We start from the raw sequence: 24294 nt of genomic DNA on the forward strand, positions 1-24294 counted from the left end.
CGCGCGCAAGGCGATCTGATGAAGCTGTGGTCTATGGCATATCGCCGCTATTCACTGAGGGTATAAATCCGACCGTATATCCTCTGCGCCCTGTTCGCTCGCGGCTGGATGGATATAGTCCCACGCAGCAAAGAGGGAGCAGCAATGCGGCGATATGTAAATGGCTTCACCATGATCGAACTGATGGTCACTCTCGTGGTGGTGGCGGTGCTGGCGGCGCTGGCGCTACCGGCGTTCAAGGGGGTATTCGAGCGCTCGCGGGCGAGCACCGAGGTGAATGATCTGGCCAAGGCCCTGAACTATGGGCGGCTCGAGGCAATCAATCGCAGTCAGGCGGTGGAGGTAGTGCCGGCCGATGGGCAAGCCACAGGCTGGGCGAATGGCATCAGTATCCAGCAGAGCTCAGATGGGACGGTTCTTCGCACCATTCCGGCGATGTCGGCCGGGGCTCAGGTGATGGAGGAGAATGACATTGACTCCATCGAATTCAATAGTTTCGGCGGGCTGAGCTCGCCGGACAAGGCGGTGGCGTTCACCTATGCCCGTGGCGGCCAGTCCCGGGTCGTGGCGGTTTGCCTTAGCGGGCGGATTCAGGTCGGAGCGGGGTGCAACTGATGGGCGTGCAAATGCGTCATTCACAATCTGGCGTCACCCTGCTCGAGGTGATGATTGCGGTCTTTATCAGTGCCATCGGGGTGCTGGGGGCCGCGGCGTTGCAGTTGAACGCGCTCAAGTACACCAATAGCGCCGTCTACACCTCGCAGGCCAGTTTCATTGCGTACGACATTCTGGATCGCATCCGGGCCAACGCCGATCCAGATAATTTGAGTGACTACGTTCTGAACAGCACGGATGACACTGTGTCTGTCTCGGGCCTGCAAGCTGACGACCTGACCGACTTCGCGACCAATGTCCAGAGCCTGCCGGGCAGTAACGGCAGCATCACCGTTGCTGGTAGCACGGTGACGGTCAGTATCAGCTGGTCGGAAGCGAAGGCCGCGAGAAAGGCAGATGCAACAGGCAGTTTTTCGATTACCACCGATGTTGCGAATGAGTGATGCCGAACATGAAGCCTAATCAGTCGGGGTTTGGTCTGGTCGAGGTCATGGTTGCCCTTGTCCTCGGTCTCTTGGTGGTGCTGGGTATCACCCAGATATTCGTCAGCTCTAAGCAAACATATGAAGCACAGGATGCTTCGGCACGGCTGCAGGAAGATGCGCGCTATGCCCTGTCGCGTATCACCCAGGAACTGCGCATGGCAGGCATGTTTGGCTGCCTGTCGCTGAACTCCGGCTCGGTCGCTGACGTGCCGGCAGCCTTTGCCGATCCCATCCAATGGAACGGCAGTACGCTCAGCATTATTACCGCCAGTGCGACCTCGGGCTCGTCCTCCTCTGCCGAAGCCGACTGGACGCTGACAACCGATTGCCGAACGGCGGGTACCGTTAAGCCCGGCGCGGCCAATCCCGCTGCGGGGGAAATGGCCTTTCCCATTCGCCAGGTGGAGTATCAGTACGATGATAATGCGCAGACGTTATCCGTGCGCAATAGCGGCAGTGGTAGTTTCCAGCCGCTGATCTCCGGGGTTACCAGCTTCGCCGTGAGCTTTGGGCTGGCGGCAAGCAGCGACAGCGCATACGCCTCCGGCAGCTATGCGACCAGCGTGGCGGACCCGAGCCTGATCCGTAGCGTGCGCATCAGGATGACCCTGGCCGACCCTAATGGTAAGGCGGCCGCTCAGAGTTATTCGGCGGTTGCCGCATTGCGCAACCGACTTCCTTAGGGGCGAAACCATGAAGAGACAAGATGGTATGGCGCTGTTTGTCAGCCTGATATTCCTTCTGCTGCTGACCATTATCGGCGTGGCCGCGATGCAGAATGCCGGCCTGCAGGAGAAGATGGCCGGTAATGTCAAGATCAAGAACGAAACGTTCCAGTTGGCGGAGCGCGCCTTGCGCGAGGGCGAGAACTTTATCGCCGCTCCAGCCAATGAGAGCGCGTTGGCGGCATGCACAACCTGCACGGGCGATAACTGTCGTGTTCCGGATTTTTCGGGGGACCTGACCGAGGGATCGGGGGCCTGCGATGTGTGGAAGACTGCATCCGGTGGTGGGGTTTATAAGCTGCAGCAACTCGGCACCTCCAGCAATGCGGTGAATGTTCAGAATGGCTCCAGCGTCATGCTCTACCGGGTAACCGCTGTCGCCACAAAGGGTAATGCCCGGACTGCGCTCGAAAGTATTTATGCGCACAGCAACTGAGTATCTAAGAGGGATTAATGATGTCGCTGTCAAACGATAAGGGCAGGAAGGCCAAGCCCAGATTGGCATCCTTACTGGCTGGCGCTCTGCTGGCCGCTTATGTGGCTGCTCCGGTTTATGCATTCACGCCTTTTCAGGCCCCTTTGTTGAGCACGGCCGCAGTTGCACCGAATGTGATGTTGTTGCTGGACAACTCGGGCAGTATGGATACGGTGCTTTTCCACTCGGGATACGACGCGAAAACGGATTATCCGACGGCCATGTACTGCAAGGCCGGCACCTCTTGCAACGTGACCGAGACAAGCCACTGGAACGACACCGCCGCGCTCACGGGGCATGGCTCCGTGGCCCAGGGCGGTTGTGTCAGCGGCTACTATCGCCTGGGGGCAAAGAACGAGTTCAAGTCCGGCAAGAAAACCGTCTACTACCCCGGCAGCTCGGCGCAGACAGTCTGTATTCCTTTCCCGGAAAAAGTGCAGACCAATTCGTCGGGTTCCACGGCGGACGATGCCAGATTGCCGAAGAACTATCTGGAATATCTTGTCCAGGGCCTGCTGGCCGGGACCGTCAAGGCAGCGGACATCCCCACGACGCATCGCATGGGGGTTGCCAAGACTGTCGCCAAGCAAATCATCGCGGATAACATAACCGGTGTTCGCTTTGGCTTGGCGACTTTTCAGCCTGGCGGTACGGCTTTCGGTAGCACGGGGGAGACATACTCGCAGCAGGGGGGGATCATCCAGTCTGGTCTGGGGGCGACGAAAGCGACCCTGGATAGCCAGATCAATTCGCTGTACAGCGCCACCTGGACGCCCCTGTCTGAGGCCTATTATGACGTGGTGCGTTATTATCGGGGGCTCGACAGCTCCTATAATGCGGCGCCTTCCGATATTTCCGAGCAGGTGCAGTATCGCTGTCAGAAGAACTTCGGGATTGTAGTGACAGATGGTGCACCTACTTACGACTCCAAGTTCTTCAAGAGCTCCACCGACCCGGCTCGTGACAACCCCGCGGTGGCGGGAACCGATAACCTGCCCGACTGGGATGGGCTGAGTCCCGCCTCGCCCAATCCCTATTCCGATGGTGACTCTTCTCTTTCGATCGGAAGCGAGGGCTCGACCTATTACCTGGACGACATCGCGAAATTTGCCTACGACATCGATATCCGCCCGACGGCGAGTGTTCTGGATAAGGCAGGGAAGAGCTTCCAGAGTTCGGCATTCAAGCAGCAGAATATTAAAACCTACACGGTAGGCTTTGCTCTGGACAACCAGATGCTGAAGGACGCGGCGTACTATGGCCGAGGCAAGTACTACACCGCCAACGATAGTGCAGGCTTGAGCAACGCTCTCACTCAGGCGCTGAATGAAATCAGTGCCCAGGCAGGGTCTGGCGGTGCGGGCGCCTCCAGCTCCACCAGCCTGACCACCGCGACCCGCTACTACAAGACCCTCTATGACCCTGCGGATTGGCGCGGCACCGTCGAGGCCTACTCGCTGAGCCCTACTACCGGGCGTCTGCTGGCGCGTGTCTGGACCACCGACGGCACCATCACTCCGGGCAATAACGGCGCCAGCTATCAGACCTACAACACGGCCACCAATAGCGTGGTGGCGCTCTCCTATGCCAGCGTGTCGGCGGCGCAGCAGGCCACGCTCGATGCCGGCTTGCCTTCGGGGGTGACGGGAAGCCAGTTGGTCGAATGGACTAAAGGAACAGCCGTCACCGGGCTGCGCAGCCGAACCGTGCTGCTGGGCGACATCATCAACTCCACCTTGGAGCGGATGACCTCGACCGAGCGACTGGCTAGCGATGTCTCGGGGTCGACCTCCTACGACAGCTTCATTGCGGCCAAGGCAGGCATGACCAATAGCCTGCTGGTGAATAGCAACGATGGCTTCTTCCATGTGATCGACGCCGAGACCGGTGGGCACCGCTATGGCTACATGCCCTCCAGTGTGTTCCCGCAGCTGCGTACTGTGGCCGCCACCGACTACGCCACCAGCGGTAAGCACAAGTTCATGGTGGACGGCGGCATCACAGTCGCGGATGCGGAAGTGAACTCGACCTGGTCTACCGTGGCCGTTGCCGGCATGGGTGGCGGTGGCAAGAGCATGTTCGCAGTCAAGTTGTTCTCGGCGGGAGACAACAGCATTAATGCGCTGTGGGAGGTCACGGCACCTGCAACCTCCACTCCGAGCAATGCCTGGAACAATCTGGGGTACACCTACTCCAGGCCGCTGGTGGCCAGGAATGCGAGCAATCAGTGGGTGGCCATCTTTGGCAACGGCTATGGCAGCCATCTGGGCAAGGCCTCCCTCTATGTGGTTAATCTGTCGACCGGGCAGCTGATTCAGGAGCTGGTCGTGGACGATAATGCTTTAGGCTCGGCGCCGAATGGTCTCTCCTCGCCGCAGATGGTGGTGAATGCCCAGTATCAGGTGCAGAAGGTCTATGCCGGAGACCTGCGCGGCAATCTCTGGGAGATCGATATGTCGGGCGGCGCGGCTGCCGTGGCCAACTCCGGAAGCCCGTTGTTTGCTGCGGGTGCCGATCACCCCATCACGGCCAGGCCTCTGGTGATGGAGCATGAGGCTAAAGGGGGGCATCTGGTGCTGTTTGGCACCGGCAAGTTGATGGAGGCCAACGACAAGCTGAGCACCGAACTGCAGACCTTCTATGCCATCTGGGATAAGCCTGACTCCAGCGGAACCGTGAGCAGCAGTTCCTTGCAGGCTCAAGCCTTCGTTTCCGCGGTGGACATCACGGCCAACGGCAAGACTCAGACCTATTTCACAACCACGGAAAACAAGGTCGACTGGGAGAGCCAGCAAGGTTGGTATCTGCCGCTCGCTCTGGGTAGCAGTCGCGACGGCGAAAGGGTCATCTATCCGGCGCAGACCACCATGGGCCGGGTCATCTTCGTGACCGCCAAGGTGGATGCGGGTGACCCCTGCGAGAGCACGGGTAGTGGCAAACTGGTCGAGCTGAATGCAATGTCCGGCGCCATGCTGACTTACTCGGTACTTGATACAAATGGCGACGGGGTCGTTGATAACAAGGATACCCGTGTATCCGGGCTGGCAATCGAAGATGGATTGCCAGGTTTGCCGGTGATCATCGATGCAGGCAGCGAGAAGAAAACTCAGGGTAAGTACATTCTCAAGTCGACAGGCGAGGTGCAGGTCGTGGATGAGTGTGGCGAAGTGAACAATGGGCAGTGCGGTGGCATCGCTCAGTCGCGGCGCATCATGTGGCGTCAATTGCAGTAAGGGCTTACTAGATGAAACGCAACGGATTCACGCTTATCGAACTGATGATCGCGGTCGCCGTCGTCGGCATTCTTGCCGCGATCGCCTACCCCAGTTACAGCGAGCATGTGAGAAAGACCCGCCGGGCGGAAGTGGCGGCGGTCATGCTGGAAAACGCCCAGCTCATGGAGCGGTTCTACTCGCAGAACGGCACCTATGAGAACGCGCCGATAAACGCCCAGAGCCCGACCACGGGCGCGGCTGTGTACAATATTGCCGTTGATAAGGAAAAAACATCCGCTACCGCTTTTGTGATCAATGCCACTGCCGTTACTGGGGGCATAATGGCAGGCGATGAGTGTAAGGCGCTCAGTATCAATCAGCTTGGCGAGCAGGGCTCTGGCACTGGACGCAATGCAGTCTGCTGGCGACGCTAGCTGGACTGAAAGCAAGGGGAGCGCGGCTCCCCTTTTTTGTCTCGGGAGGATGGCGCAGTGAAGTCGAACTCCACCCTGATGGTGGGTGGCGGAGTCATGGGGCTGCTCGGCGCCTTGGAACTGGCCAGGGCCGGTGAGCCGGTGGTCGTGCTGGAGCGGACTGTGGCTGGAAGCGAGTCGTCCTGGGCGGGCGGGGGCATAGTTTCCCCCCTTTATCCGTGGCGCTATGACGCGGCCGTGTGGGCATTGGCTCGCTGGTCGCAAGACTATTACCCCGAGCTTGCCAGCCAGTTGCTCGCTGGCACGGGAGTCGATCCGGAGGTCCACGCCAGCGGCCTCTACTGGCTGGACCTGCCGGATGAGCGGGAGGCCTTGGACTGGGCGCGGCGAGAGTCGCGCGACGTGCGCAGGGTCGCCCTGGAGGAGGTGCGTGAAGTGGTACCTGCGCTGGGCGGTGGCTTCGCCTCGGCCATCTATATGCCGGGAGTCGCCAATGTGCGCAATCCGCGGCTGCTCAAGGCTCTGCGTGCGACGCTGCGGGCCATGAGCAACGTGACCCTGCTCGAGCGCAGCGAGGTGCGGGGTTTTCTCTGCGAAGGCGGGCGCGTCGCGGGGGTCACGTTGGAGTCTGCCGAGGTTCGCGCGGCGCGGGTGGTGCTCGCCGCCGGCGCCTGGAGCGGCCAGTTGCTGGCGCCGCTGGGGCTCGATCTGCCGGTCGAGCCGGTCAAGGGGCAGATGATTCTGTACAAGTGCGCCGAGGATTTCCTGCCGGCCATGGTGCTGGCCAGGGGGCGCTACGCGATTCCGCGCAAGGACGGCCACATCCTGATCGGCAGCACCCTGGAGCACGCGGGTTTCGACAAGACGCCGACCGAGGTCGCCCTGGCCAGCCTCAAGGCCTCCGCCGAGGAACTGTTGCCGGCACTGGCCGAGGCCGAGGTGGTCGGGCACTGGGCCGGCCTGCGCCCGGGTTCACCGGAGGGCATCCCCTTTATTGGCGAAGTGCCGCAGTACCCAGGGCTGTGGTTGAACTGCGGGCACTATCGCAACGGCCTGGTGCTGGCGCCGGCCTCGTGCGAACTGTTGAAGAACCTGATGCTGGGCGAGGCGCCCATAGTCGATCCGGCGCCCTATGCCCCGGCGGGAAGGCTGGGCTGAGGCTCAGTCGATGCCCAGCTTCTTCAGGCGATAGCGCATGGAGCGGAAGGTCAGGCCCAGGCGCTGAGCGGCGGCGGTGCGGTTCCAGCGGGTCTCCTCCAGGGCCTGCATGATCAGCTTGCGTTCGATCTCTTCCAAGTAGTCCTCGAGGTTGTCGATCTGCGCCAGCGAGGCTTCGCCCGCCTCGCCGGCGGGTGCGGCGTCGGCCAGGCGCAGGTCGTCGGCCTGGATCAGGTCGTTCTCGCACAGGGTGTAGGCGCGCTCCAGCATGTTCTCCAGTTCGCGCACGTTGCCGGGAAAGCGGTAGCACTTGAGCTTGTCCAGCGCCTCGGGACTCAGCCTGGCGGCCGGCAGGCCACCCTCGGCCAGGCGCTCGAGCATGGTCCCGGCCAGCAGTGGGATGTCCTCGCGGCGCTCGCGCAGCGGCGGCACGCGCAGTTCGATGACGTTGAGGCGATAGAACAGGTCCTGGCGGAAACGCTCGGCGGCCACCTCGGCGGCCAGGTCCTTGTGCGTGGCGCAGAGGATGCGCACGTCGACCACCACTTCCTGCTGGCCGCCGACGGCGCGCACGGCCTTCTCCTGAATGGCGCGCAGCAGCTTGACCTGCATGGCCAGCGGCAGGTCGGCGACCTCGTCGAGGAACAGGGTGCCGCCGTTGGCCGCCTGGAACAGGCCCTGCTTGTCCTCGATGGCACCGGTGAAGCTGCCCTTCTTGTGGCCGAAGAACTCGCTCTCCATCAGCTCCGAGGGGATGGCGCCGCAGTTGACCGGCACGAAGGGTTTGTCCGCGCGCGGGCCCTGCTCGTGGATCAGGCGCGCGACCAGTTCCTTGCCGCTGCCGGACTCGCCGCTGATGTACACCGGCGCCTGGCTGCGCGCCAGTTTCTGGATCTGCCCGCGCAGGGTCTTCATCGGCGGCGATTCACCGAGCAGACGGGAGTCTTGCGCGCCTTCCAGGGCTTCGCCGCTGCGCAGGCGCAGGGCGGTGCTCACCAGCTCGCGCAGCCGGCCGAGGTCCACCGGCTTGGTGAGGAAGTCGAAGGCGCCGGCCTTCAGCGCATTGATCGCGGTGTCCAGGCTGCCGTAGGCGGTGATCATCGCCACTGGCACCTGGGCGTGGCGCTGCTGGATATGCTGCACCAGCTCCAGGCCTGTGCCGTCGGGTAGGCGCATGTCGGTCAGGCACAGGTCGAACGGCTCGCGCGCCAGCCACTCGCGGGCTTCCTTGACGTTGCGCGCGCTGCGCGTGTCGAGCTTCATGCGTCCCAGGGTGATTTCCAGGAGTTCGCGGATGTCGGGCTCGTCGTCGACGATCAAGGCTCTCTGCCGGGTGCTCATGTTCAGCTCAGCTTGCGTGGGTGGGCGAAGGTGATGCGGAAGCAGCTGCCGCCACCTGCGCGAGGTTTATAGTCGAGGCGTGCCTGGTTGCTTTCGCACAGTTCGCGGGAGATGTACAGACCCAGGCCGGTGCCCTTGTTGTCGGTGGTGTAGAAGGGCTCGAAGATGTGCTGCTCCTGGTCCGGAGGCACGCCGGGGCCATCGTCCAGCACCTCCAGGGTCGGCAGGTCGCTCTCGCTGTCGCGATAGAGTTTCAGCCAGACCTGGCCCTGCTGGTGCTTCTGCGCACTGTAGCGCAGACCGTTCTGCACCAGGTTGGTCAGCACCTGGGTCAGCTGGTGCGGGTCCATGCGGGTCTGCAGGCCGCCGCCGATGGCCTCCAGGTGCAGGGTCTGGTCGGGGCCTGCCAGGGTGCTGCGGAACTCGCTGGCGAAGCGGTGCAGCCAGTATTTCAGATCGAGCAGCTGCGGTTCTGCCTGGCGCCGGCGCGACAGCTGCAGGACGTTCTCGATCACCAGGTTCATGCGTCGCGAGTGGTCCTGGACGATCTGCGCCAGGCGTCGATCCGGTCCCTCCAGGGCCTCGGACTCCTGCAGCAGCTGGGCGGCGTGGCTGATGGCGCCCAGCGGGTTGCGAATCTCGTGGGCGATGCCGGCGGTCAGCCGGCCCAGGGAGGCGAGTTTGAGCTGCTGAGCCTGCTGGGTGATCTGCGAGATGTCCTCGAGGAAGATCAGGGTGTGCTGCTCCTCGCCGCGCAGCAGGGGGACGAAGCTCGGCTGCAGCAGCGGGCCGTCGGGCACGGACTGCAGGCTCTGCGGGCGCAGGGTGGGGTTGTGCTGCCATTGTTGCAGGCGTTGCACCAGCTGCGGGCAGAAGGGGTCGAGCACCTTGTTCTCCAGCTTGCTGCGGCCGAGCATGTTCAGCGCGCCCTGGTTGGCCAGCAGGACCCGGTGCTGTTTGTCCAGCACCAGGATGCCGGTGCGCATGCGCTGCAGGATCAGGGCATTGAGCTCCTCCAGGCTGGCGACGTCGACCGCGCGCTGCTCGGCCAGGCTCTCACTCTGCTGCAGGCGGTGGGTCAGGCCCTGGAGGAAGATCGCCGCGGCGAAGCTGAGGGCGCCGAGCGCGCCGGCCTGGACGAACTGGGAGGTCGCGGCGGGGCGATGGAGGCTCAGGTAGAAGGTCAGGCTGAGCATGCCGATGGCGGCCACGGCGGCGATCAGCAGGCCGATGCGCCCGCGCAGCAGGATGTTGGCGATGGCCACAGCCACCACCAGCAGGTTGCCGATGCCGCTGGGCGTGCCGCCGGCCGCGTAGAACAGGGCGCACAGCTGCAGCACGTCGAGCAGGGCCAGGGCGAAAATTTGCGCCAGATGACGCGGCCGCTGCACCAGCACAGCCAGCAGCACATTGAGTATCAGGTAACTCCAGCTGCCGTAGCGGAACAGCTCGGCATGGGCCAGGTCCAGCAGCTCGCGGTCCAGCTGGCTGGAGATCAGGATGACCAGGGCCAGGCCGACCGTGGCCCGGTACAGGTTGTACAGGCGCAGGATGCGGCGGCCGGGGATGCCGCCCAGGGCCAGTTCTTCCGTGCTCACTGCCGCGGGCTGTCCTGTTCCAGGTGGGCTCGGCTGCAGTACCAGCGCTCGCCTTGGGGCAGGGCCTTGTCGCGTGGCACATGCACGCCGCACTGGGCGCAGCGCACCATGGGCGTCGGGTCGTCCGGCGTCGGCGTCGCGCCGCTGGCGGCGTTGGGGCGCTTGAGGCGGCGCCACAGCCAGACGGCTGCGGCGATCACGGCGATCCAGAACAGCAGACGGAACATGATGGGCTCTTCTCGTGGGCAAAGGCGCAGTTTAGCCAAGTGTGCCGGTGCAGCGCAGCAGGTCCGCGGCATTCCCGTGCGGCGGCATGAAAAAGGGGAGGCCTTGGCCTCCCCTTGGTCTCGGCGGGTCGAGTGTCAGTCGAACAGGCCGAAGGTCATGTAGCTGAACCAGGAGCGGTCGCCGCCGCCGGCCTCGGCCTCGCTATCCAGATCCTCGCGGGCATCGTCCTGGTTCTCCGGCAGTAGTTCGTCCGGAATCTCTTCCTTGGCGTCCTCGTACTGGCGAATCACGTCCTGGCTGGCGCGGGTCTCGCCGGGCGGCAGCGGCGCGTCGGATTCGATCAGGCCGAGGGTGGCCTTGGCCAGCCAGGAGCGGTTGTCGGCCTCCTGCTCGCGCGGCACGAACTGGCCGTCGACCAGGCTCGGGTGATCCGGGTAGTTGAGTTTGAGAGTCTCCAGGCTGGTGGCGGCCAGCTCGCTCAGTTCCAGGCGCTGGTAGGCCTCGACCATCACGGCCAGGCCGTCGGCGACCGCCGGGGTCTCCTGGAAGTTCTCCACCACGTAGCGGCCGCGGTTGGCGGCGGCGACATAGGCCTGGCGACTCAGATAGTAGTGGGCGGCGTGGATCTCGTAGGCGGCCAGCAGGTTGCGCAGGTAGACCATGCGCGCCTTGGCGTCCGGGGCGTAGCGGCTGTTGGGGAAGCGGCTGGTGAGCTGGGCGAACTCGTTGAACGAGTCGCGCGCCGCGCCGGGGTCGCGCTTGGTCAGGTCCAGCGGCACGAAGCGGGCGATCAGGCCACGGTCCTGGTCGAAGGAGGACAGGCCCTTGAGATAGTAGGCGTAGTCGACGTTGGCGTGCTGCGGGTGCAGGCGGATGAAGCGCTCGGCGGCCGCCTTGGCCGCTTCCGGCTCGACGTTCTTGTAGTAGGCGTAGATCAGTTCGAGCTGGGCCTGCTCGGCGTAGCGGCCGAACGGATAGCGCGATTCCAGGGCCTTGAGCTTGGCGATGGCATTGTTGTAGCTGCTGTTGTCGAGATCGTCCTGGGCCTGCTGGTACAGCTCGGTCTCGCTGAGGTTCTCGTCCACTTCCGGTTTGTTGGACGAGCAGGCGGCGGTGAGTGCGAGGGTGGCGATCAGCAGCAGGTGTTTCACTTGCATGGTGGCTTGCGTCCCTGTGACGGCGGCTGTCGGGGCCTCGGCCGTCCTGTTATGATGAACGCCCCGCAAACGCCGGGGCAAAGACGCCGTATTTAACCACAGCGTGCGGCCGAAACCAAAAGCCGCGCCACCTCCCGCAGCAGCTCATGTCCGAAGATTCCGATCAGCTCATCCAACTCTCCGCAGAAGTACCGTCCGAGCTCGGCGGCCAGCGTCTCGATCAGGTCGCCGCCCAGCTGTTCGACGAGTATTCGCGCTCGCGCCTGGCCGGCTGGATCAAGGATGGCCGCCTGACCGTCGACGGCGCCGTGCTGCGCCCGCGCGACATCGTTCACGGAGGCGCCGTGCTCAGCCTGGAGGCCGAGCAGGAGGCCCAGGGCGAGTGGGTGGCGCAGGACATCGCGCTGAACATCGTCTACGAGGACGAACACCTGCTGGTGATCGACAAGCCGGCCGGGCTGGTGGTGCATCCGGCGGCCGGGCACGCCGATGGCACGCTGCTCAACGCCCTGCTGCACCATGTGCCGGACATCGTCAACGTGCCGCGCGCCGGCATCGTCCACCGCCTGGACAAGGACACCACCGGCCTGATGGTGGTGGCCAAGACCCTGCAGGCGCAGACCAAACTGGTCGACCAACTGCAGAAGCGCACGGTCAGTCGCATCTACGAATGCATCTGCATCGGCGTGATCACCGCCGGTTCCACCATCGACGCACCGATCGGCCGCAGCTCGGCCAACCGCCAGCGCATGGCGGTGATCGACGGCGGCAAGCCGGCCGTGACCCACTACCGGGTGCTGGAGCGCTTCCGCTCGCACACCCATGTGCGGGTCAAGCTGGAGACCGGACGTACCCACCAGATCCGCGTGCACATGACCCATGCCGGCTACCCATTGGTGGGCGACCCGCTCTACGCCGGGCGCTTCCGCATTCCGCCGGCGGCCAGCCCGACCCTGGTGCAGACCCTGCGCGAGTTCCCGCGTCAGGCCCTGCACGCACGCTTCCTTGAACTGGAGCACCCGGCCACCGGCCAGCGCATGCGCTGGGAGTCGAAGCTGCCCGAGGACCTGGTCTGGCTGCTGTCACTGCTGCGCCAGGACAATGAATCCTTCGTCTGACTGGCTCCTGCCCGACTGGCCGGCACCGTCCGGCGTGCGCGCCTGCGTCACCAGCCGCGCCGGCGGTGTCAGCCCGGCGCCGTTCGCCAGCCTCAACCTCGGCGACCATGTCGAGGACGCGCCGGATGCCGTGGCCGAGAACCGTCGCCGCCTGATCGAGCGCCTCAGCTGCCGGCCGGCCTGGCTCAGGCAGGTGCATGGCGTGGATGTGGTCGAGGCCGATGCCGGCGCGGTGCCGACTGCCGATGCCAGCTGGAGCGCCACGCCCGGAGTCGCCTGCGCCGTGCTCACCGCCGACTGCCTGCCGGCGCTGTTCTGCGACCGTGCCGGCACCCGCGTGGCGGCCGCCCACGCCGGCTGGCGCGGCTTGGCCGGCGGGGTGCTGGAAAGTACCATCGCTGCCCTGGGCGTCGAGCCGGGCGAGTTGCTGGTCTGGCTGGGCCCGGCCATAGGCCCGGCCTCCTTCGAGGTCGGGCCCGAGGTGCGCGAGGCCTTCGTCGCCCGGCATGCGCAGGCCGAAGGTGCCTTCGTGGCCAGTCGCAATGCCGGCAAGTACATGGGCGATATCTACCGGCTGGCGCGCATCCGTCTGGCAGCCGTCGGCGTCAGCGCCGTGTATGGCGGCGGTCTGGACACCTTCGCCGATCCGCGCTTCTTCTCCTACCGTCGCGCCGCCCGCACCGGCCGCTTCGCCTCACTGGTCTGGCTCGAACCTCACCAGCCGCGCGAGTGGCGCGGGTAAACTTCGGGATTACGCAGTCTTTTTTCCGGATTGCATCCGGGCTGATACCTGCCGCTTGACCCACGGCAAAGCGCTAGCGCTTGAATCGGCCGAAACTGTCCTTATCTACAGAGCAATACCGGGCTTCACTCTCGGGAGCAGTTCAGCGCTCCGCCCGCTCATAGAAGGAAGGACAGATGCGAATCGATCGTTTGACCAGCAAGCTGCAGCTTGCCCTCTCCGACGCCCAGTCCGTGGCCGTCGGCCTCGACCATTCCGCCATCGAGCCGCTGCACCTGCTGCAGGCCCTGCTGGAGCAGCAGGGCGGCTCGATCAGGCCGCTGCTGATGCAGGTCGGCTTCGACGTCAACGCTCTGCGCAAGGCGCTGACCAAGGAGCTCGACCAGTTGCCCAAGCTGCAGAACCCCACCGGCGACGTGAACCTGTCGCAGGACCTGGCCCGCCTGCTCAACCAGGCCGACCGCCTGGCCCAGCAGAAGGGGGATCAGTTCATCTCCAGTGAATTGGTGCTGTTGGCGGCGATGGACGAGAACACCCGCCTGGGCAAGCTGCTGCTGGCCCAGGGCGTGTCGAAGAAGGCGCTGGAGAACGCCATCGCCAACCTGCGCGGCGGCCAGGCGGTCAACGACCCCAATGCCGAGGAATCGCGCCAGGCCCTGGACAAGTATTGCGTCGACCTGACCAAGCGCGCCGAGGACGGCAAGCTCGACCCGGTGATCGGTCGCGACGACGAGATCCGCCGCACCATCCAGGTCCTGCAGCGGCGCACCAAGAACAACCCGGTGCTGATCGGCGAGCCCGGGGTGGGCAAGACCGCCATCGCCGAGGGCCTGGCCCAGCGCATCGTCAACGGCGAGGTGCCGGACGGCCTCAAGGACAAGCGTCTGCTGGCCTTGGACATGGGCTCGCTGATCGCCGGGGCGAAGTTTCGCGGCGAGTTCGAGGAGCGCCTGAAGGCGGTGCTCAACGAACTGTCCAAGCAGGAGGGGCGCATCATCCTGTTTATCGACGAGCTGCACACCATGGTCGGCGCCGGCAAGGCCGAGGGCGCGATGGACGCCGGCAACATGCTCAAGCCGGCGCTGGCGCGCGGCGAGCTGCACTGCGTGGGCGCCACCACCCTGGACGAGTACCGCCAGTTCATCGAGAAGGACGCGGCCCTGGAACGACGCTTCCAGAAGGTGCTGGTCGATGAGCCCTCCGAGGAGGACACCGTCGCCATCCTGCGCGGCCTCAAGGAGCGCTACGAGGTGCACCATGGGGTGAGCATCACCGACGGCGCCATCATCGCCGCCGCCAAGCTCAGCCACCGCTATATCACCGACCGCCAGCTGCCGGACAAGGCCATCGACCTGATCGACGAGGCGGCCAGTCGCATCCGCATGGAGATCGACTCCAAGCCCGAGGCCCTGGATCGCCTAGAGCGCCGCCTGATCCAGCTGAAGATCGAGCGCGAGGCGCTGAAGAAGGAAGACGACGACGCGGCGCTCAAGCGCCTGGACAAGCTCAAGGAGGACATCGCCCGGCTGGAGAAGGAATACGCCGACCTGGAGGAGATCTGGAAGTCGGAGAAGGCCGAGGTGCAGGGCTCGGCGCAGATCCAGCAGCGCATCGAACAGGCCAAGGCCGACCTGGAGGCCGCGCGGCGCAAGAGCGACCTGCAGCGCATGGCCGAATTGCAGTACGGCATCATCCCCGATCTGGAGCGCAGCCTGCAGATGGTCGATCAGCATGGCAAGAGCGAGAACCAGCTGCTGCGCAACAAGGTCACGGACGAGGAAATCGCCGAGGTGGTGTCCAAGTGGACCGGCATCCCGGTGAGCAAGATGCTCGAGGGCGAGCGCGACAAGCTGCTGCGCATGGAGGACGAGCTGCACAAGCGGGTGATCGGCCAGCACGAGGCGGTGGTGGCGGTGGCCAATGCCGTGCGCCGTTCGCGCGCGGGTCTCGCCGACCCCAATCGGCCGAGCGGCTCCTTCCTCTTCCTCGGCCCCACCGGGGTGGGCAAGACCGAGCTGTGCAAGGCGCTGGCCGAGTTCCTCTTCGACACCGAGGAGGCCATGGTGCGCATCGACATGTCCGAGTTCATGGAGAAACACTCGGTGGCCCGGCTGATCGGCGCGCCGCCCGGTTACGTCGGCTACGAGGAGGGTGGCTACCTGACCGAGGCGGTGCGCCGCAAACCCTACTCGGTGATCCTCATGGACGAGGTGGAGAAGGCCCACCCGGACGTGTTCAACGTGCTGCTGCAGGTGCTCGAGGACGGTCGCCTGACCGATAGCCAGGGCCGTACCGTGGACTTCAAGAACGCCGTGGTGGTGATGACCTCCAACCTCGGCTCGGCGCAGATCCAGGAGCTGGCCGGCGACCGCGAGGCGCAGCGCGCGGCGGTGCTGGACGCGGTGAGCAGCCACTTCCGCCCCGAGTTCGTCAACCGCATCGACGAGGTGGTGGTGTTCGAGCCGCTGGCGCGCGAGCAGATCGCCGGCATCGCCAATATCCAGCTGGCCCGCCTGCGCGCCCGCCTGGCCGAGCGCGAGTTGGCCCTGGAGCTGACCGACGAGGCGCTGGACAAGCTGGTGGCGGTCGGCTTCGACCCGGTCTACGGCGCGCGCCCGCTCAAGCGCGCGATCCAGCGCTGGATCGAGAACCCGCTGGCGCAGCGGATACTGGCCGGCGACTTCCTGCCGGGGGCGACCATCCATGCCAGGGTCGAGGACGAGGAGATCGTTTTCGCCTGAACGGCGCCCCCAAGAAAGAGCCTTGGGAGAACGCTAATGCTGTTCACTTAAGAAAACGCCGCGACTTCCTTTGCAGAATCGCGGCGTTTTTCTGGCTTGTGTCTGCCCGAGGGAGCGCTGCGCAATGCCCTCGCTTGGATGTTCTCCCGTGTTCTAAGTGCCCCCCTCTCCCTCCGGGAGAGGGAGAACAACAGCCGCACACCTGAACCAAGAAAAGTCTGGCCGTGGCCGTGATGCCGCTAAGTGAACAGCATTGCCGGGAGAACGGGCTTCGTCGTTCAGGCCTGCGGGGGCTGTGGGGGCAGGGGATGCCGTGAAGCCGGATGCAATCCGGGCAATGGACAGCTCCGCTCCCGGATGGCACCGATCTGGCCTGTGCCGAAGTGCCGAGCTTAATCCTGCAGATGACGCAGCAGCAGGGCCAGGGCGGCGATCTGGTCGTCGGCCAGGTCGATGATATGGAAGCCGCACCAGCCGTTCTGCCCGGGCTCGCCGGCGCGACTCCACAGGCAGTCGGCGCCCAGGCGGATCTCGTGGATGCCGTCCAGCGGCGGGTCCAGCACCAGACGACATTCCCACACCGAGTCGGCTTCCGGCGGCGCCTCGCCGCAGAGCATGAAACCGTCCTCGGACAGATCGACGATACGGCCGAGGCGTCGGCCGCCGTGCAGGTCGAACACTTCGATGTTCAGCTGGGTGGTATGCCGGCTGTGCTGGCGACGATCGTCCATTCAGGCTCCTTGTCCGACTTCTTGGGCGCGTCCGGTGAACCGCTGCAGGACGCGGTAGATGGCGTGCAGCGCGCGATCCATCAGTGGCGATGTGCGTTCCGGCTCGACGATGCGCGCCTGGCCTCGCTCCATTTCACTGGCCAGCTGGCGGATCGGCTTGACCGCCACGCGCTGGCCGCTGTGATCGACGAACATGTAGTTGTGGGTGGTCGGGCTGAACCAGGACAGCTTGAGGGTCAGGGTCTCCTCGCCCTGGACGAACTCGAACCAGGTGCCGAATTCGAGGCCTTGCAGCTCCTTGGCCAGAGCCTGGGCGCGTGGTGACAGAGCGTGCTCGTCGCGCTTGACCGGTTCGGCCAGCGCCGCGTCCTCGCCAAGCATGGCGCCCAGCGGGCTCTCCGGCAGCTGGATCTTGAGCTGGGCGGCCAGTTGCGGCTGCTGGGCCTGCACCGCGTGCTGGCAGGCCACTATGTCCTGCAGCAGGCGGCGGATACCGTCTTCGTGGTAGCCGCCGAGCAGCTCCAGGCCCTTGCGCAGTTCGTCCAGCAGGGCCACGCGCATGCCCTGCAGGCGGGCGCGGCCTTCGGCGTCCAGCGGCATGGCGCTCCAGGCCAGCTGCTCGGCCACCTCGCCGGCGCGCTGCCACTCGGCGCTGCGCGGGCCATGGCGCAGCAGGGTGAAGACCAGCACGTCGGCCCAGGTCAGTTCGAGGAAGTTGTGAATCACCGCGGGCAGCTGGCGATCCTTGAGCACGCGCTGGATCACGTCGACGGCCAGCTGGCGGGCGCCGAGCAGCTTGTCGCGGCCCTTGGCCGCTTCCACGGCGCGGCGTTCGCGCAGCTCGACCTTGTGCTTGAGGGTGGCGACGAACTCGTTGAACTCGTCCAGCAGGTTGTCGAACAGCTGCAGGTCGCTGGCGAAGCCGTGGATCACCCGCTCCACCACCCAGTGCATCTTCGCCAGCAGGCCGCGCTCGTCGCCTTCGCCGCCATACAGCACGCCGGCCTGGGCCATGGCGTTGAGCAGGCGACGGGCCGGATGCTGGTGCTGGGTGAACAGCGCCTTGTCCTGCAGGGCCACCTTCAGATAGGGCGTGTGCAGGTGGGACAGGGCGGTCTTGCAGGCGTCCGGCAGGTTGTCGTCGTCGAGGATGAAGTCGAACAGCATGCCGACCAGGTCGATCACGTCGGCCTCCTGTTCGGCCAGCTTCTGTTGTCCGGGCAGCTTGCTGTGGGTCTCCAGTTGCTGCTGCAGGTTGACCTTGAGCTCCTCCACCGGTTGCGGCCCCTGCAGGCGCTGGCTCAGGGTACTGGCGGACTGCTGTTGCAGGCGATTGAGGGCCTCCAGCAGTTCGCCGGCGCTATAGGTGCTGGTGGCCGTGCGTGGGGCGAGGCTGGCGATGCTGGGGGTGCCGCCGAGCAGCGGCGCGTCCTGGTTGCGCTCGCGGTGTTCGCCGAGCAGGGCGGTCAGGCCGCCGAACAGCTGGTTCGGGTCCTGCGGCGGCGGGGCGCCGAGGTCGGCCGGTACCTGCAAAGTGGGCGCAGTAGCCTGCTGGCCCGCCGGTGCGCCCGGGGCGGCCGCGCTGCGCCTGCCCGCATCATCGGTTGGCGGGGCAGTGGTTGCTGTCGCTGCCGCGCCGGCGCCGCTCTGCGCGCCTGGCTTGCTCGTCGTCCGGGGCGACGGCGCGCGCTGGGCGGTGAACTTGAGGTTGGGCAGGATGCCGGCGTTGATCAGGCGCTGGTTGAGCATCTCGTACAGGGTGTCCAGGCCCTGCATCACATGCCGCTCGAACAGCATGTAGAGGATCACCTTGATGCGCAGCGGCAGCGGATGCGGCGCCAGCGCTTCGCGGAAGGCATCGGCGAGTGCCTGGGGGCCGAAGGGGTTGAGGTCCTCGCCGAGCTTCTGGCCGTTGTTGAGCAGGGCCAGGCGCTGCTCCAGGGCGAACAGGGTGCGGGCGCTGCGGGCCTTGACCTTGCTGACCATATTGGTCACCTGCAGGCTTTCCTCGTATTCCTCGTTCTGCACCAGGCTCAGCTCGTCTGTAGCCGGCTCGTCCCGTCGATCCCTGGCTTTGAGCTTGCCTTCGAGGAAATCGGAGAAGTTCTGTGCGATGCGCTGGTGGTAGCTGCGCTCGATCTGTGGGCGCAGCTTGCGCAGCTCGCGCATGGCGTCGAAGAACAGGCTCTGCAGCTTGTTGTTCTCGGCCTTCTCGGCGAATTCGAAGAGGGTGTCGTCGACCTGGGCGAACAGGCCGGCGAGGTGTTCGGCCAGGTTGTTCATCGCCAGCTGGCGGCAGTCCTGCACCAGGCCGCCGAAGCGTGGCTGGATGGCACGGCTGGCGACGCTGGGAGTGCCGGGGGGCGGTGGAGTGTCCGGTGAACTCATACGATGTCCTGGGGCGGGGGTCGGCCGCCGTGCGCAGCGTTCGGGTTACAAGCCATAGCCTAGCCGCTTATTCGCCGCAGCGACGTGAATCAAATAAGTCATGGCCGGGCTTGACAGGATGTTCGCGCTCCGTAAAATGGCGCGCCTCTGATGCGGGAAACGGCGCAAGCCGGCCGTAGCGGAGATTGGAAGCTCGTCGTTCCGCGATAGCTCAGTCGGTAGAGCAAGTGACTGTTAATCACTGGGTCCCTGGTTCGAGTCCAGGTCGCGGAGCCAACTTCCAGGCGGGGTATAGCGCAGTCCGGTAGCGCGCCTGCTTTGGGAGCAGGATGTCGGGAGTTCGAATCTCTCTACCCCGACCATCATGGGTCGTTAGCTCAGTCGGTAGAGCAGTTGGCTTTTAACCAATTGGTCGTAGGTTCGAATCCTACACGACCCACCATGATTCAAGACAAAGAGCCCGCCTAGTGCGGGCTCTTTGCATTTCAGGGCTGCAGATTCAGATGCTCGATGCTGCGATCCAGGCGCTGCAGCAGGGCCGCGCCCACCCGCTTGCTGCACATCAGGTAGCGCTGCTGCCCGGGCGGTATGTCCGGCATCGTCAGGCTGCTCAACCTGGCGTTGCTCAGGTCGGCTTCGGCCAGGATGTAGGGTAGCTCGCGCTTGTCGACCAGGGTGTAGTCGATGCGCTCGGCGGCCAGCATTCTCACGTTCTGCGCGGGTGGCGCGGTTATGCGACTGGGCTGGAACCTGCTCAGTAGGGGATCCAGTTCGCCATAGGAGAAGCCATCCACCACGCCCAGGCGCAGCGGGCTGCCCAGCAGGCTGGCGAGGCTGGGGTGGCTGCTCACCTGCTCCAGCAGGGTGGTGCGGGTCAGCACCACCATGGGTTCGTCGCGGTGGATGGCGAGGCTGAACAGGGCGAAGGCCTCGCGCTGGGGCGTCTTGAACCAGCCGATGGAGCAGGCCTCCGTGTGGTTCTGTTCCAGTTCGAGGAGGATGCGCTTGGCCGGGCGTGCCTCGAAGCGCAGGGGGATCTGCGCATCGCTGAAGATGGCGCGGGTGCGTTCGAGCAGGAAACCGGTCGGCTCGCCCTGGATGCTGTGGTAGTAGGGCGGTTTCTCGATGTAGTAGACGGCTAGCGGTTCCGCCGCCAGGCAGGCGAGGGGCAGGCAGAGCAGGGCGAGTAGGCTGCGCATGGAGGCTCCCTCGGTGTGGCTCCATGCGCAGTATAGGACGGCTCGGTGGTGGCCGTAGGCGTTTGCCGATCAGTGCAGTTTCAGGCGTGGCTCGGTGCTGCGGCCGATACGGTCGCCGAGCATCAGCAGGGCGGTGCGCGTCACGCCGTACAGGGCCATCTGGTGCATGCGGTACAGCGACACATAGAACATCCGCGCCAGCCAGCCCTCCAGCTTGACGCTGCCCATCAGGTTGCCCATCAGATTGCCCACCGCCGAGAAGCGCGACAGGGAGATCAGCGAGCCGTAGTCGCGGTAGCGGAACTCCGGCAGGGCCTGGCCCTCCAGGCGCAGGCGGAGCGACTTGGCCAGCAGCGAGGCCTGCTGGTGCGCGGCCTGGGCACGCGGCGGCACGTTGCGTTCGCCGTCCAGTGGGCAGGCCGCGCAGTCGCCGAAGGCGAAGATGGCGTCGTCCAGGGTGGTTTGCAGGGTCGGGCGTACCAGCAGTTGGTTGATCCGGTTGCTCTCCAGGCCGTCCAGCTCGCCGAGGAAGGCCGGGGCACGAATGCCGGCGGCCCAGACCTTGAGGCTGGCGGGAATCTCCATGCCCTGGGCGGTGTGCAGGGCGTCGGCGGTGACCTGGCTCACCGCGGTGCCGGTGAGCACTGTCACGCCGAGCTTCTCCAGGGTTCTGTGCACCGGGGCGCTGATGCGCTCCGGCAGCGCCGGCAGCACCCGCGGGCCGGCTTCGATCAGGGTGATGCGCATGTTCTGCGGCTGGATGCGGTCCAGGCCGTAGGCGGCCAGCTCGCGGGCGGCATGGTGCAGCTCGGCGGCCAGTTCCACGCCGGTGGCGCCGGCGCCGACTATGGCCACGCTGATGCGGCCGTCGTCGCTGTTGCCGGCGTGGGCGCGCAGGTAGTGGCTGAGCATCTGCCGGTGGAAGCGCTCGGCCTGCTCGCGGGTATCGAGGAAGATGCAGTGCTCGGCGGCGCCGGCGGTGCCGAAGTCGTTGGTGGTGCTGCCGACGGCCAGCACCAGGCTGTCGTAGCCCAGTTCGCGCTCGGGCAGCAGTTCGCCGCCGTCCTCGTCCAGGGTGGCCGCCAGCTTGATGACCTTGCGCGTGCGGTCCAGCCCACTCATGCGTCCGAGCTGGAACTCGAAGTGGTTCCACTTGCCCTGGGCCACGTAGTTCAGCTCGTCCTCGGAGGAGTTCAGCGAGCCGGCGGCCACTTCGTGCAGCAGCGGTTTCCAGATGTGGGTGAGGTTGGAGTCGACCAGCACTATGCTGGCCCGTTGGCGTTTGCCCAGGGTTCTACCCAGGCGGGTAGCAAGCTCCAGGCCGCCGGCGCCGCCGCCGACGATCACGATGCGATGAGTCATGGGAATTGCTCACAAGGCTTAAGGAATTCGGTGGGCTCGGCTGGGCGAGCGCGAGGCGGCTCATAGCACCAGTCCGGCGAGCAGGCGGGAGAGCAGGCCGAGGCCGATCGTCACGGCGACCACCACCAGCAACAGGCGCCAGGGGCGGAACGGCTGGCGTTCGACCTGGTGCTGCGGAGCGCTGAGGTACTGCTCGACGCGTTGCTGGTCTTCCGGGCTGAGGCGGCTGGGCATGACGATGCTCTCTAAGGATGCGCCATTCTAGACGCGGCGGTCATGGCGACTCAACGCGCACTTCGTCGCCCAGGCGAATGATGCCGCCCTCGATCACCCGGGCGGTGATGCCGCCGTGCCCGCGCATGGCCTGGAAGGTGCCGGGGCCGAGGTGTTGTTCCAGGCGCGCGCAGGGCTGGCACCAGCCGGTGGTTTCCAGCAGCGCCTGGCCGATGCGAAAGCGCCGGCCCTTGAGGCTGAACAGGTTGATGCCGGCGACGGCGATGTTGCGGCGCAGGTCGGCCGGCGTCAGCTCGCGGCCGATCAGCGCGGCGACCACGGCCAGATGCTCCCATTGGATCAGCGTCACCTGGCGCGCGTTGCGTGGCCCCGGGCGGGCATGGTCGCCGGTCAGGCCGGCTTCGCGGCGCGCCTCGACGGTGTTCAGTTCGAGCATGGCGTCGCGCGGCGTGGGGCGCACGCCTATCCAGTGCACCCGGCCGCGCTGTGGTACCCGGGCGAGCAGTTCCTGCAGCGTGCTCACAGGCTGATGCCCACGTCGAACAGCACGGTGCGCCCGCGGTTGTGGCGCAGAAAGGCGGGGGCGTCGTCGTGGGCGAACAGCACCCGCGCGTAGTTGGGGCCGACCAGCGACAGCGAGCGCCAACCCTGGCGCAGATACTCCGAGGGTGGCGGAAAGGGGCTGTTGAAGTCGGGCGTGTCGCGCTTGAGGTTGACGTAGGCCAGCAGGTCCAGCTCGCCCGGGTCGAGGCCGCGTTCGCGGTAGTTGTGCGCCTTCTTGCGCAGGGTCGGCGCCAGGCGCGCCTGCAGCTCGCTGGCGGGAATCCTGCGTGGGCGCGGCTCGCGCCGCAGCAGCTGGCTGAGCGACAGGGCGCTGCGCCGGCGCTGCAGCTCCTCGCGCCACTCGTCGTTGAGGCGGCGGCCCTGGTCGAGCACGAAGAACACCTCGAAGTTGGCCTCGCGAAACAGCACGTCCGGCGGCTCCTGCCCGGCGGCGAATTCGTCCTTGCGATGATGCTGGTTGAGCGCGCTGAGCAGGCGCTGGCAGACCCAGCGCTCGCGTTCCCACTTGCGCGAATTGGAGAGAAAATCGTTGGCCTGTTCGGCCTGGCGTGTCAGCAGGCGCAGGTAATCGGAGTCGTCCATGGGCGCAGCATAGCCCAAGCTAGATGGCCTTCGCTGCGGTGTACACTGGGCCGATCCTGCGAGGCTCCAGCATGTCGATTCGCCCGGTCACCCCTGCCGATCACCAGACCCTGCTCGCCCTATGGCGGCGCACGCCGGGCATCCAGTTACGCGCCGAGGACGAGTACGAGCCGTTCTGCCGCTATCTGGCGCGCAACCCCGGGCTGAGTCTGCTCATCGAACGCCAGGGTGAGGTGGTCGCCAGTCTGCTGGTGGGGCACGACGGGCGGCGCGGCTACCTGCAGCACCTGGCGGTCGCTGCGCCCTGGCGCGGGCAGGGCCTGGCCTGCGCGCTGCTCGACGAGGCGCTGGCCCGTCTGGCGCGGCTCGGCGTGAGCAAGTCCCATGTGTTCGTGTTGCGCGAAGCCGGCGAGGCACTGGCCTTCTGGCAGGGCGGCATCGGCTGGGAGGCGCGAGGGGATGTCCAGGTGTTCTCCAGCCGGGTGGCGGGCGCGTGATCGCGGCCGAACTGCTGCAGCCGCTCAGCCTCTGGCTGGGCTGGCTGCTGTATGCGACGGTGCTGCTCTGGGCCCTGGGCCGCACGCCCTGGATCGAGCTGTGCAGCGACCAGCGCCGCCAGCATCTGCTGTTCGGCACGGTGCTGGCGCTGTTCCTGCTGTGGCTGGTGCGCCGCGACTTCGCCTCGGGGCTGTCCTTCCACTTCATCGGCATGACCGCCGTGACTCTGCTGCTGGACTGGCCGCTGGCCGTGCTCGGTGGCTTCGCCGCGCAGCTCGGCCTGCTCGCGCTCGGGCGTCTCGACGGCGCGGCGCTGGGCGTCAACGGCCTGCTGCTGGTGGCGCTGCCGGTGGCCATCGCCGAGTCCTGCGCGCTGTGGGTCGAGCGCCGCCAGCCCCGCAACCTGTTCGTCTACATCTTCTGCTGCGGCTTCTTTCCCGCCTCCTTCACCGCCCTGGCCTGCCTGCTCGGCGGCCTGGCGCTGCTGTGGTTCGATGGCCTCTACGCGATGCCACCCTGGTTGGAGGATTTCGCCGGCTACCTGTGGCTGGTGATGTTTCCCGAGGCCTTCATCAACGGCATGCTGGTCACCGCCCTGGTGGTGTTCTATCCGGACTGGCTGGAGACTTTCAATCGCACCCGATACCTGGCCGCGCCCTGGAAGGGCGATACGGATAGGCGGCCATAAGCCTGGTGACGCTCAG

The 24294-nt window shown here is 65.7% G+C and carries 23 protein-coding genes and 3 tRNA genes; 15 read left to right on the forward strand and 11 right to left on the reverse strand.

Translation table 11 applies throughout. From position 1 onward, the window contains the following. Nucleotides 1-144 precede the first annotated feature (144 nt). The 7 genes from AAFN46_RS09070 to thiO all read left to right on the forward strand — a co-directional run bounded on the left by AAFN46_RS09070 (nucleotide 145) and on the right by thiO (nucleotide 7107). Nucleotides 145-615, forward strand: coding sequence for a GspH/FimT family pseudopilin (locus AAFN46_RS09070; protein ID WP_347808353.1), 471 nt, complete (start codon nucleotides 145-147; stop codon nucleotides 613-615). Continuing rightward, nucleotides 615-1058, forward strand: coding sequence for a type IV pilus modification protein PilV (pilV, locus tag AAFN46_RS09075; protein WP_347808354.1), 444 nt, complete (start codon nucleotides 615-617; stop codon nucleotides 1056-1058). The genes AAFN46_RS09070 and pilV overlap by 1 nt, the downstream gene beginning before the upstream one ends. A gap of 8 nt (nucleotides 1059-1066) precedes the next feature. Then, a complete protein-coding gene (locus AAFN46_RS09080) occupies nucleotides 1067-1783 on the forward strand; it encodes a prepilin-type N-terminal cleavage/methylation domain-containing protein (protein ID WP_347808355.1) in 717 nt (238 codons plus the stop codon). 10 nt (nucleotides 1784-1793) lie between these two features. Then, on the forward strand, nucleotides 1794-2261 hold the full coding sequence (locus AAFN46_RS09085; protein ID WP_347808356.1) for a PilX N-terminal domain-containing pilus assembly protein: 468 nt from the start codon (nucleotides 1794-1796) through the stop codon (nucleotides 2259-2261). Nucleotides 2262-2278: 17 nt separating this feature from the next. After that, nucleotides 2279-5533: a PilC/PilY family type IV pilus protein gene (locus AAFN46_RS09090; protein WP_347808357.1), complete on the forward strand. Its 3255-nt coding sequence runs from the start codon at nucleotides 2279-2281 to the stop codon at nucleotides 5531-5533. Nucleotides 5534-5544: 11 nt separating this feature from the next. Further along, complete coding sequence (locus AAFN46_RS09095) at nucleotides 5545-5949, forward strand: type IV pilin protein (protein WP_347808358.1); 405 nt, start codon at nucleotides 5545-5547, stop codon at nucleotides 5947-5949. A gap of 78 nt (nucleotides 5950-6027) precedes the next feature. Next, a complete protein-coding gene (thiO, locus tag AAFN46_RS09100) occupies nucleotides 6028-7107 on the forward strand; it encodes a glycine oxidase ThiO (protein WP_347808389.1) in 1080 nt (359 codons plus the stop codon). A 3-nt stretch (nucleotides 7108-7110) separates the two neighbouring features. On the opposite strand, the gene AAFN46_RS09105 is transcribed toward thiO, so the two are convergent. The 4 genes from AAFN46_RS09105 to AAFN46_RS09120 form a co-directional block, all read right to left on the reverse strand. After that, nucleotides 7111-8448, reverse strand: a complete 1338-nt coding sequence (locus AAFN46_RS09105) for a sigma-54 dependent transcriptional regulator (protein WP_347808359.1) — start codon at nucleotides 8446-8448, stop codon at nucleotides 7111-7113. A 2-nt stretch (nucleotides 8449-8450) separates the two neighbouring features. After that, the gene (locus AAFN46_RS09110; RefSeq protein WP_347808360.1) at nucleotides 8451-10046 is read right to left on the reverse strand and encodes an ATP-binding protein; all 1596 of its coding nucleotides are present in this window, start codon (nucleotides 10044-10046) and stop codon (nucleotides 8451-8453) included. Continuing rightward, a complete protein-coding gene (locus tag AAFN46_RS09115) occupies nucleotides 10043-10273 on the reverse strand; it encodes a PP0621 family protein (protein ID WP_347808361.1) in 231 nt (76 codons plus the stop codon). The genes AAFN46_RS09110 and AAFN46_RS09115 overlap by 4 nt, the downstream gene beginning before the upstream one ends. A gap of 135 nt (nucleotides 10274-10408) precedes the next feature. Beyond that, nucleotides 10409-11431 (reverse strand): outer membrane protein assembly factor BamD, encoded by a 1023-nt coding sequence (locus AAFN46_RS09120; protein WP_347808362.1) that lies wholly within the window; start codon nucleotides 11429-11431, stop codon nucleotides 10409-10411. 146 nt (nucleotides 11432-11577) lie between these two features. Between AAFN46_RS09120 and rluD the strand changes: the two genes are divergently transcribed. The 3 genes from rluD (at nucleotide 11578) to clpB (ending at nucleotide 16032) form a co-directional block, all read left to right on the forward strand. Then, nucleotides 11578-12549 carry a 23S rRNA pseudouridine(1911/1915/1917) synthase RluD gene (rluD, locus tag AAFN46_RS09125; protein WP_347808363.1) on the forward strand — a complete coding sequence of 324 codons (972 nt, stop codon included), beginning with the start codon at nucleotides 11578-11580 and terminating at the stop codon, nucleotides 12547-12549. Then, nucleotides 12533-13291, forward strand: coding sequence for a peptidoglycan editing factor PgeF (gene pgeF / locus AAFN46_RS09130; RefSeq protein WP_347808364.1), 759 nt, complete (start codon nucleotides 12533-12535; stop codon nucleotides 13289-13291). The genes rluD and pgeF overlap by 17 nt, the downstream gene beginning before the upstream one ends. Nucleotides 13292-13467: 176 nt before the next feature. After that, nucleotides 13468-16032, forward strand: a complete 2565-nt coding sequence (clpB, locus tag AAFN46_RS09135) for an ATP-dependent chaperone ClpB (protein WP_347808365.1) — start codon at nucleotides 13468-13470, stop codon at nucleotides 16030-16032. A 392-nt stretch (nucleotides 16033-16424) separates the two neighbouring features. On the opposite strand, the gene AAFN46_RS09140 is transcribed toward clpB, so the two are convergent. Both AAFN46_RS09140 and AAFN46_RS09145 read right to left on the reverse strand, forming a co-directional pair. Then, a complete protein-coding gene (locus tag AAFN46_RS09140; protein ID WP_347808366.1) occupies nucleotides 16425-16763 on the reverse strand; it encodes a PilZ domain-containing protein in 339 nt (112 codons plus the stop codon). Then, entirely contained in the window at nucleotides 16764-19151 is a 2388-nt protein-coding gene (locus AAFN46_RS09145; protein ID WP_347808367.1) for a DUF1631 domain-containing protein, read from the reverse strand. It abuts the gene before it with no gap. A 200-nt stretch (nucleotides 19152-19351) separates the two neighbouring features. On the opposite strand from AAFN46_RS09145, the gene AAFN46_RS09150 reads away from it, so the two are divergent. From AAFN46_RS09150 to AAFN46_RS09160, 3 genes are all read left to right on the forward strand, one after another. Beyond that, a tRNA-Asn gene (locus tag AAFN46_RS09150) sits at nucleotides 19352-19427 on the forward strand. A 9-nt stretch (nucleotides 19428-19436) separates the two neighbouring features. After that, nucleotides 19437-19513: transfer RNA gene (locus tag AAFN46_RS09155), tRNA-Pro, on the forward strand. A 4-nt stretch (nucleotides 19514-19517) separates the two neighbouring features. Then, nucleotides 19518-19593 (forward strand) — tRNA-Lys (locus tag AAFN46_RS09160). A gap of 43 nt (nucleotides 19594-19636) precedes the next feature. Here AAFN46_RS09160 and AAFN46_RS09165 read toward each other — a convergent pair. From AAFN46_RS09165 to AAFN46_RS09185, 5 genes are all read right to left on the reverse strand, one after another. Then, on the reverse strand, nucleotides 19637-20350 hold the full coding sequence (locus tag AAFN46_RS09165) for a transporter substrate-binding domain-containing protein (RefSeq protein WP_347808368.1): 714 nt from the start codon (nucleotides 20348-20350) through the stop codon (nucleotides 19637-19639). 69 nt (nucleotides 20351-20419) lie between these two features. Continuing rightward, on the reverse strand, nucleotides 20420-21712 hold the full coding sequence (locus AAFN46_RS09170; RefSeq protein WP_347808369.1) for an NAD(P)/FAD-dependent oxidoreductase: 1293 nt from the start codon (nucleotides 21710-21712) through the stop codon (nucleotides 20420-20422). Between the two features lie 60 nt (nucleotides 21713-21772). Further along, nucleotides 21773-21946: a DUF3094 domain-containing protein gene (locus tag AAFN46_RS09175; RefSeq protein ID WP_347808370.1), complete on the reverse strand. Its 174-nt coding sequence runs from the start codon at nucleotides 21944-21946 to the stop codon at nucleotides 21773-21775. A gap of 40 nt (nucleotides 21947-21986) precedes the next feature. Then, on the reverse strand, nucleotides 21987-22469 hold the full coding sequence (locus tag AAFN46_RS09180) for an MOSC domain-containing protein (RefSeq protein WP_347808371.1): 483 nt from the start codon (nucleotides 22467-22469) through the stop codon (nucleotides 21987-21989). After that, entirely contained in the window at nucleotides 22466-23092 is a 627-nt protein-coding gene (locus tag AAFN46_RS09185; protein ID WP_347808372.1) for a DUF1780 domain-containing protein, read from the reverse strand. The genes AAFN46_RS09180 and AAFN46_RS09185 overlap by 4 nt, the downstream gene beginning before the upstream one ends. A 71-nt stretch (nucleotides 23093-23163) precedes the next feature. On the opposite strand from AAFN46_RS09185, the gene AAFN46_RS09190 reads away from it, so the two are divergent. Next, nucleotides 23164-23589, forward strand: coding sequence for a GNAT family N-acetyltransferase (locus AAFN46_RS09190; RefSeq protein WP_347808373.1), 426 nt, complete (start codon nucleotides 23164-23166; stop codon nucleotides 23587-23589). Beyond that, nucleotides 23586-24278, forward strand: a complete 693-nt coding sequence (locus AAFN46_RS09195; RefSeq protein ID WP_347808374.1) for an energy-coupling factor ABC transporter permease — start codon at nucleotides 23586-23588, stop codon at nucleotides 24276-24278. The genes AAFN46_RS09190 and AAFN46_RS09195 overlap by 4 nt, the downstream gene beginning before the upstream one ends. Nucleotides 24279-24294 lie beyond the last annotated feature (16 nt).

Origin of the sequence: Pseudomonas sp. CAU 1711 (assembly GCF_039888625.1) — a bacterium.
Classification (GTDB): domain Bacteria; phylum Pseudomonadota; class Gammaproteobacteria; order Pseudomonadales; family Pseudomonadaceae; genus Aquipseudomonas.

Excerpts from the sequence above, each read along its gene's own strand:
- AAFN46_RS09165 (WP_347808368.1), bottom strand. The coding sequence starts at position 20,350 with ATGCGCAGCCTACTCGCCCTGCTCTGCCTGCCCCTCGCCTGCCTGGCG.
- AAFN46_RS09095 (WP_347808358.1), top strand. The coding sequence starts at position 5,545 with ATGAAACGCAACGGATTCACGCTTATCGAACTGATGATCGCGGTCGCC.
- rluD (WP_347808363.1), top strand. The coding sequence starts at position 11,578 with ATGTCCGAAGATTCCGATCAGCTCATCCAACTCTCCGCAGAAGTACCG.
- pgeF (WP_347808364.1), top strand. The coding sequence starts at position 12,533 with ATGAATCCTTCGTCTGACTGGCTCCTGCCCGACTGGCCGGCACCGTCC.
- AAFN46_RS09080 (WP_347808355.1), top strand. The coding sequence starts at position 1,067 with ATGAAGCCTAATCAGTCGGGGTTTGGTCTGGTCGAGGTCATGGTTGCC.
- AAFN46_RS09190 (WP_347808373.1), top strand. The coding sequence starts at position 23,164 with ATGTCGATTCGCCCGGTCACCCCTGCCGATCACCAGACCCTGCTCGCC.
- AAFN46_RS09105 (WP_347808359.1), bottom strand. The coding sequence starts at position 8,448 with ATGAGCACCCGGCAGAGAGCCTTGATCGTCGACGACGAGCCCGACATC.
- AAFN46_RS09145 (WP_347808367.1), bottom strand. The coding sequence starts at position 19,151 with ATGAGTTCACCGGACACTCCACCGCCCCCCGGCACTCCCAGCGTCGCC.
- pilV (WP_347808354.1), top strand. The coding sequence starts at position 615 with ATGGGCGTGCAAATGCGTCATTCACAATCTGGCGTCACCCTGCTCGAG.
- AAFN46_RS09070 (WP_347808353.1), top strand. The coding sequence starts at position 145 with ATGCGGCGATATGTAAATGGCTTCACCATGATCGAACTGATGGTCACT.
- clpB (WP_347808365.1), top strand. The coding sequence starts at position 13,468 with ATGCGAATCGATCGTTTGACCAGCAAGCTGCAGCTTGCCCTCTCCGAC.
- AAFN46_RS09115 (WP_347808361.1), bottom strand. The coding sequence starts at position 10,273 with ATGTTCCGTCTGCTGTTCTGGATCGCCGTGATCGCCGCAGCCGTCTGG.
- thiO (WP_347808389.1), top strand. The coding sequence starts at position 6,028 with ATGGTGGGTGGCGGAGTCATGGGGCTGCTCGGCGCCTTGGAACTGGCC.
- AAFN46_RS09170 (WP_347808369.1), bottom strand. The coding sequence starts at position 21,712 with ATGACTCATCGCATCGTGATCGTCGGCGGCGGCGCCGGCGGCCTGGAG.
- AAFN46_RS09140 (WP_347808366.1), bottom strand. The coding sequence starts at position 16,763 with ATGGACGATCGTCGCCAGCACAGCCGGCATACCACCCAGCTGAACATC.
- AAFN46_RS09120 (WP_347808362.1), bottom strand. The coding sequence starts at position 11,431 with ATGCAAGTGAAACACCTGCTGCTGATCGCCACCCTCGCACTCACCGCC.
- AAFN46_RS09185 (WP_347808372.1), bottom strand. The coding sequence starts at position 23,092 with ATGGACGACTCCGATTACCTGCGCCTGCTGACACGCCAGGCCGAACAG.
- AAFN46_RS09085 (WP_347808356.1), top strand. The coding sequence starts at position 1,794 with ATGAAGAGACAAGATGGTATGGCGCTGTTTGTCAGCCTGATATTCCTT.
- AAFN46_RS09175 (WP_347808370.1), bottom strand. The coding sequence starts at position 21,946 with ATGCCCAGCCGCCTCAGCCCGGAAGACCAGCAACGCGTCGAGCAGTAC.
- AAFN46_RS09090 (WP_347808357.1), top strand. The coding sequence starts at position 2,279 with ATGATGTCGCTGTCAAACGATAAGGGCAGGAAGGCCAAGCCCAGATTG.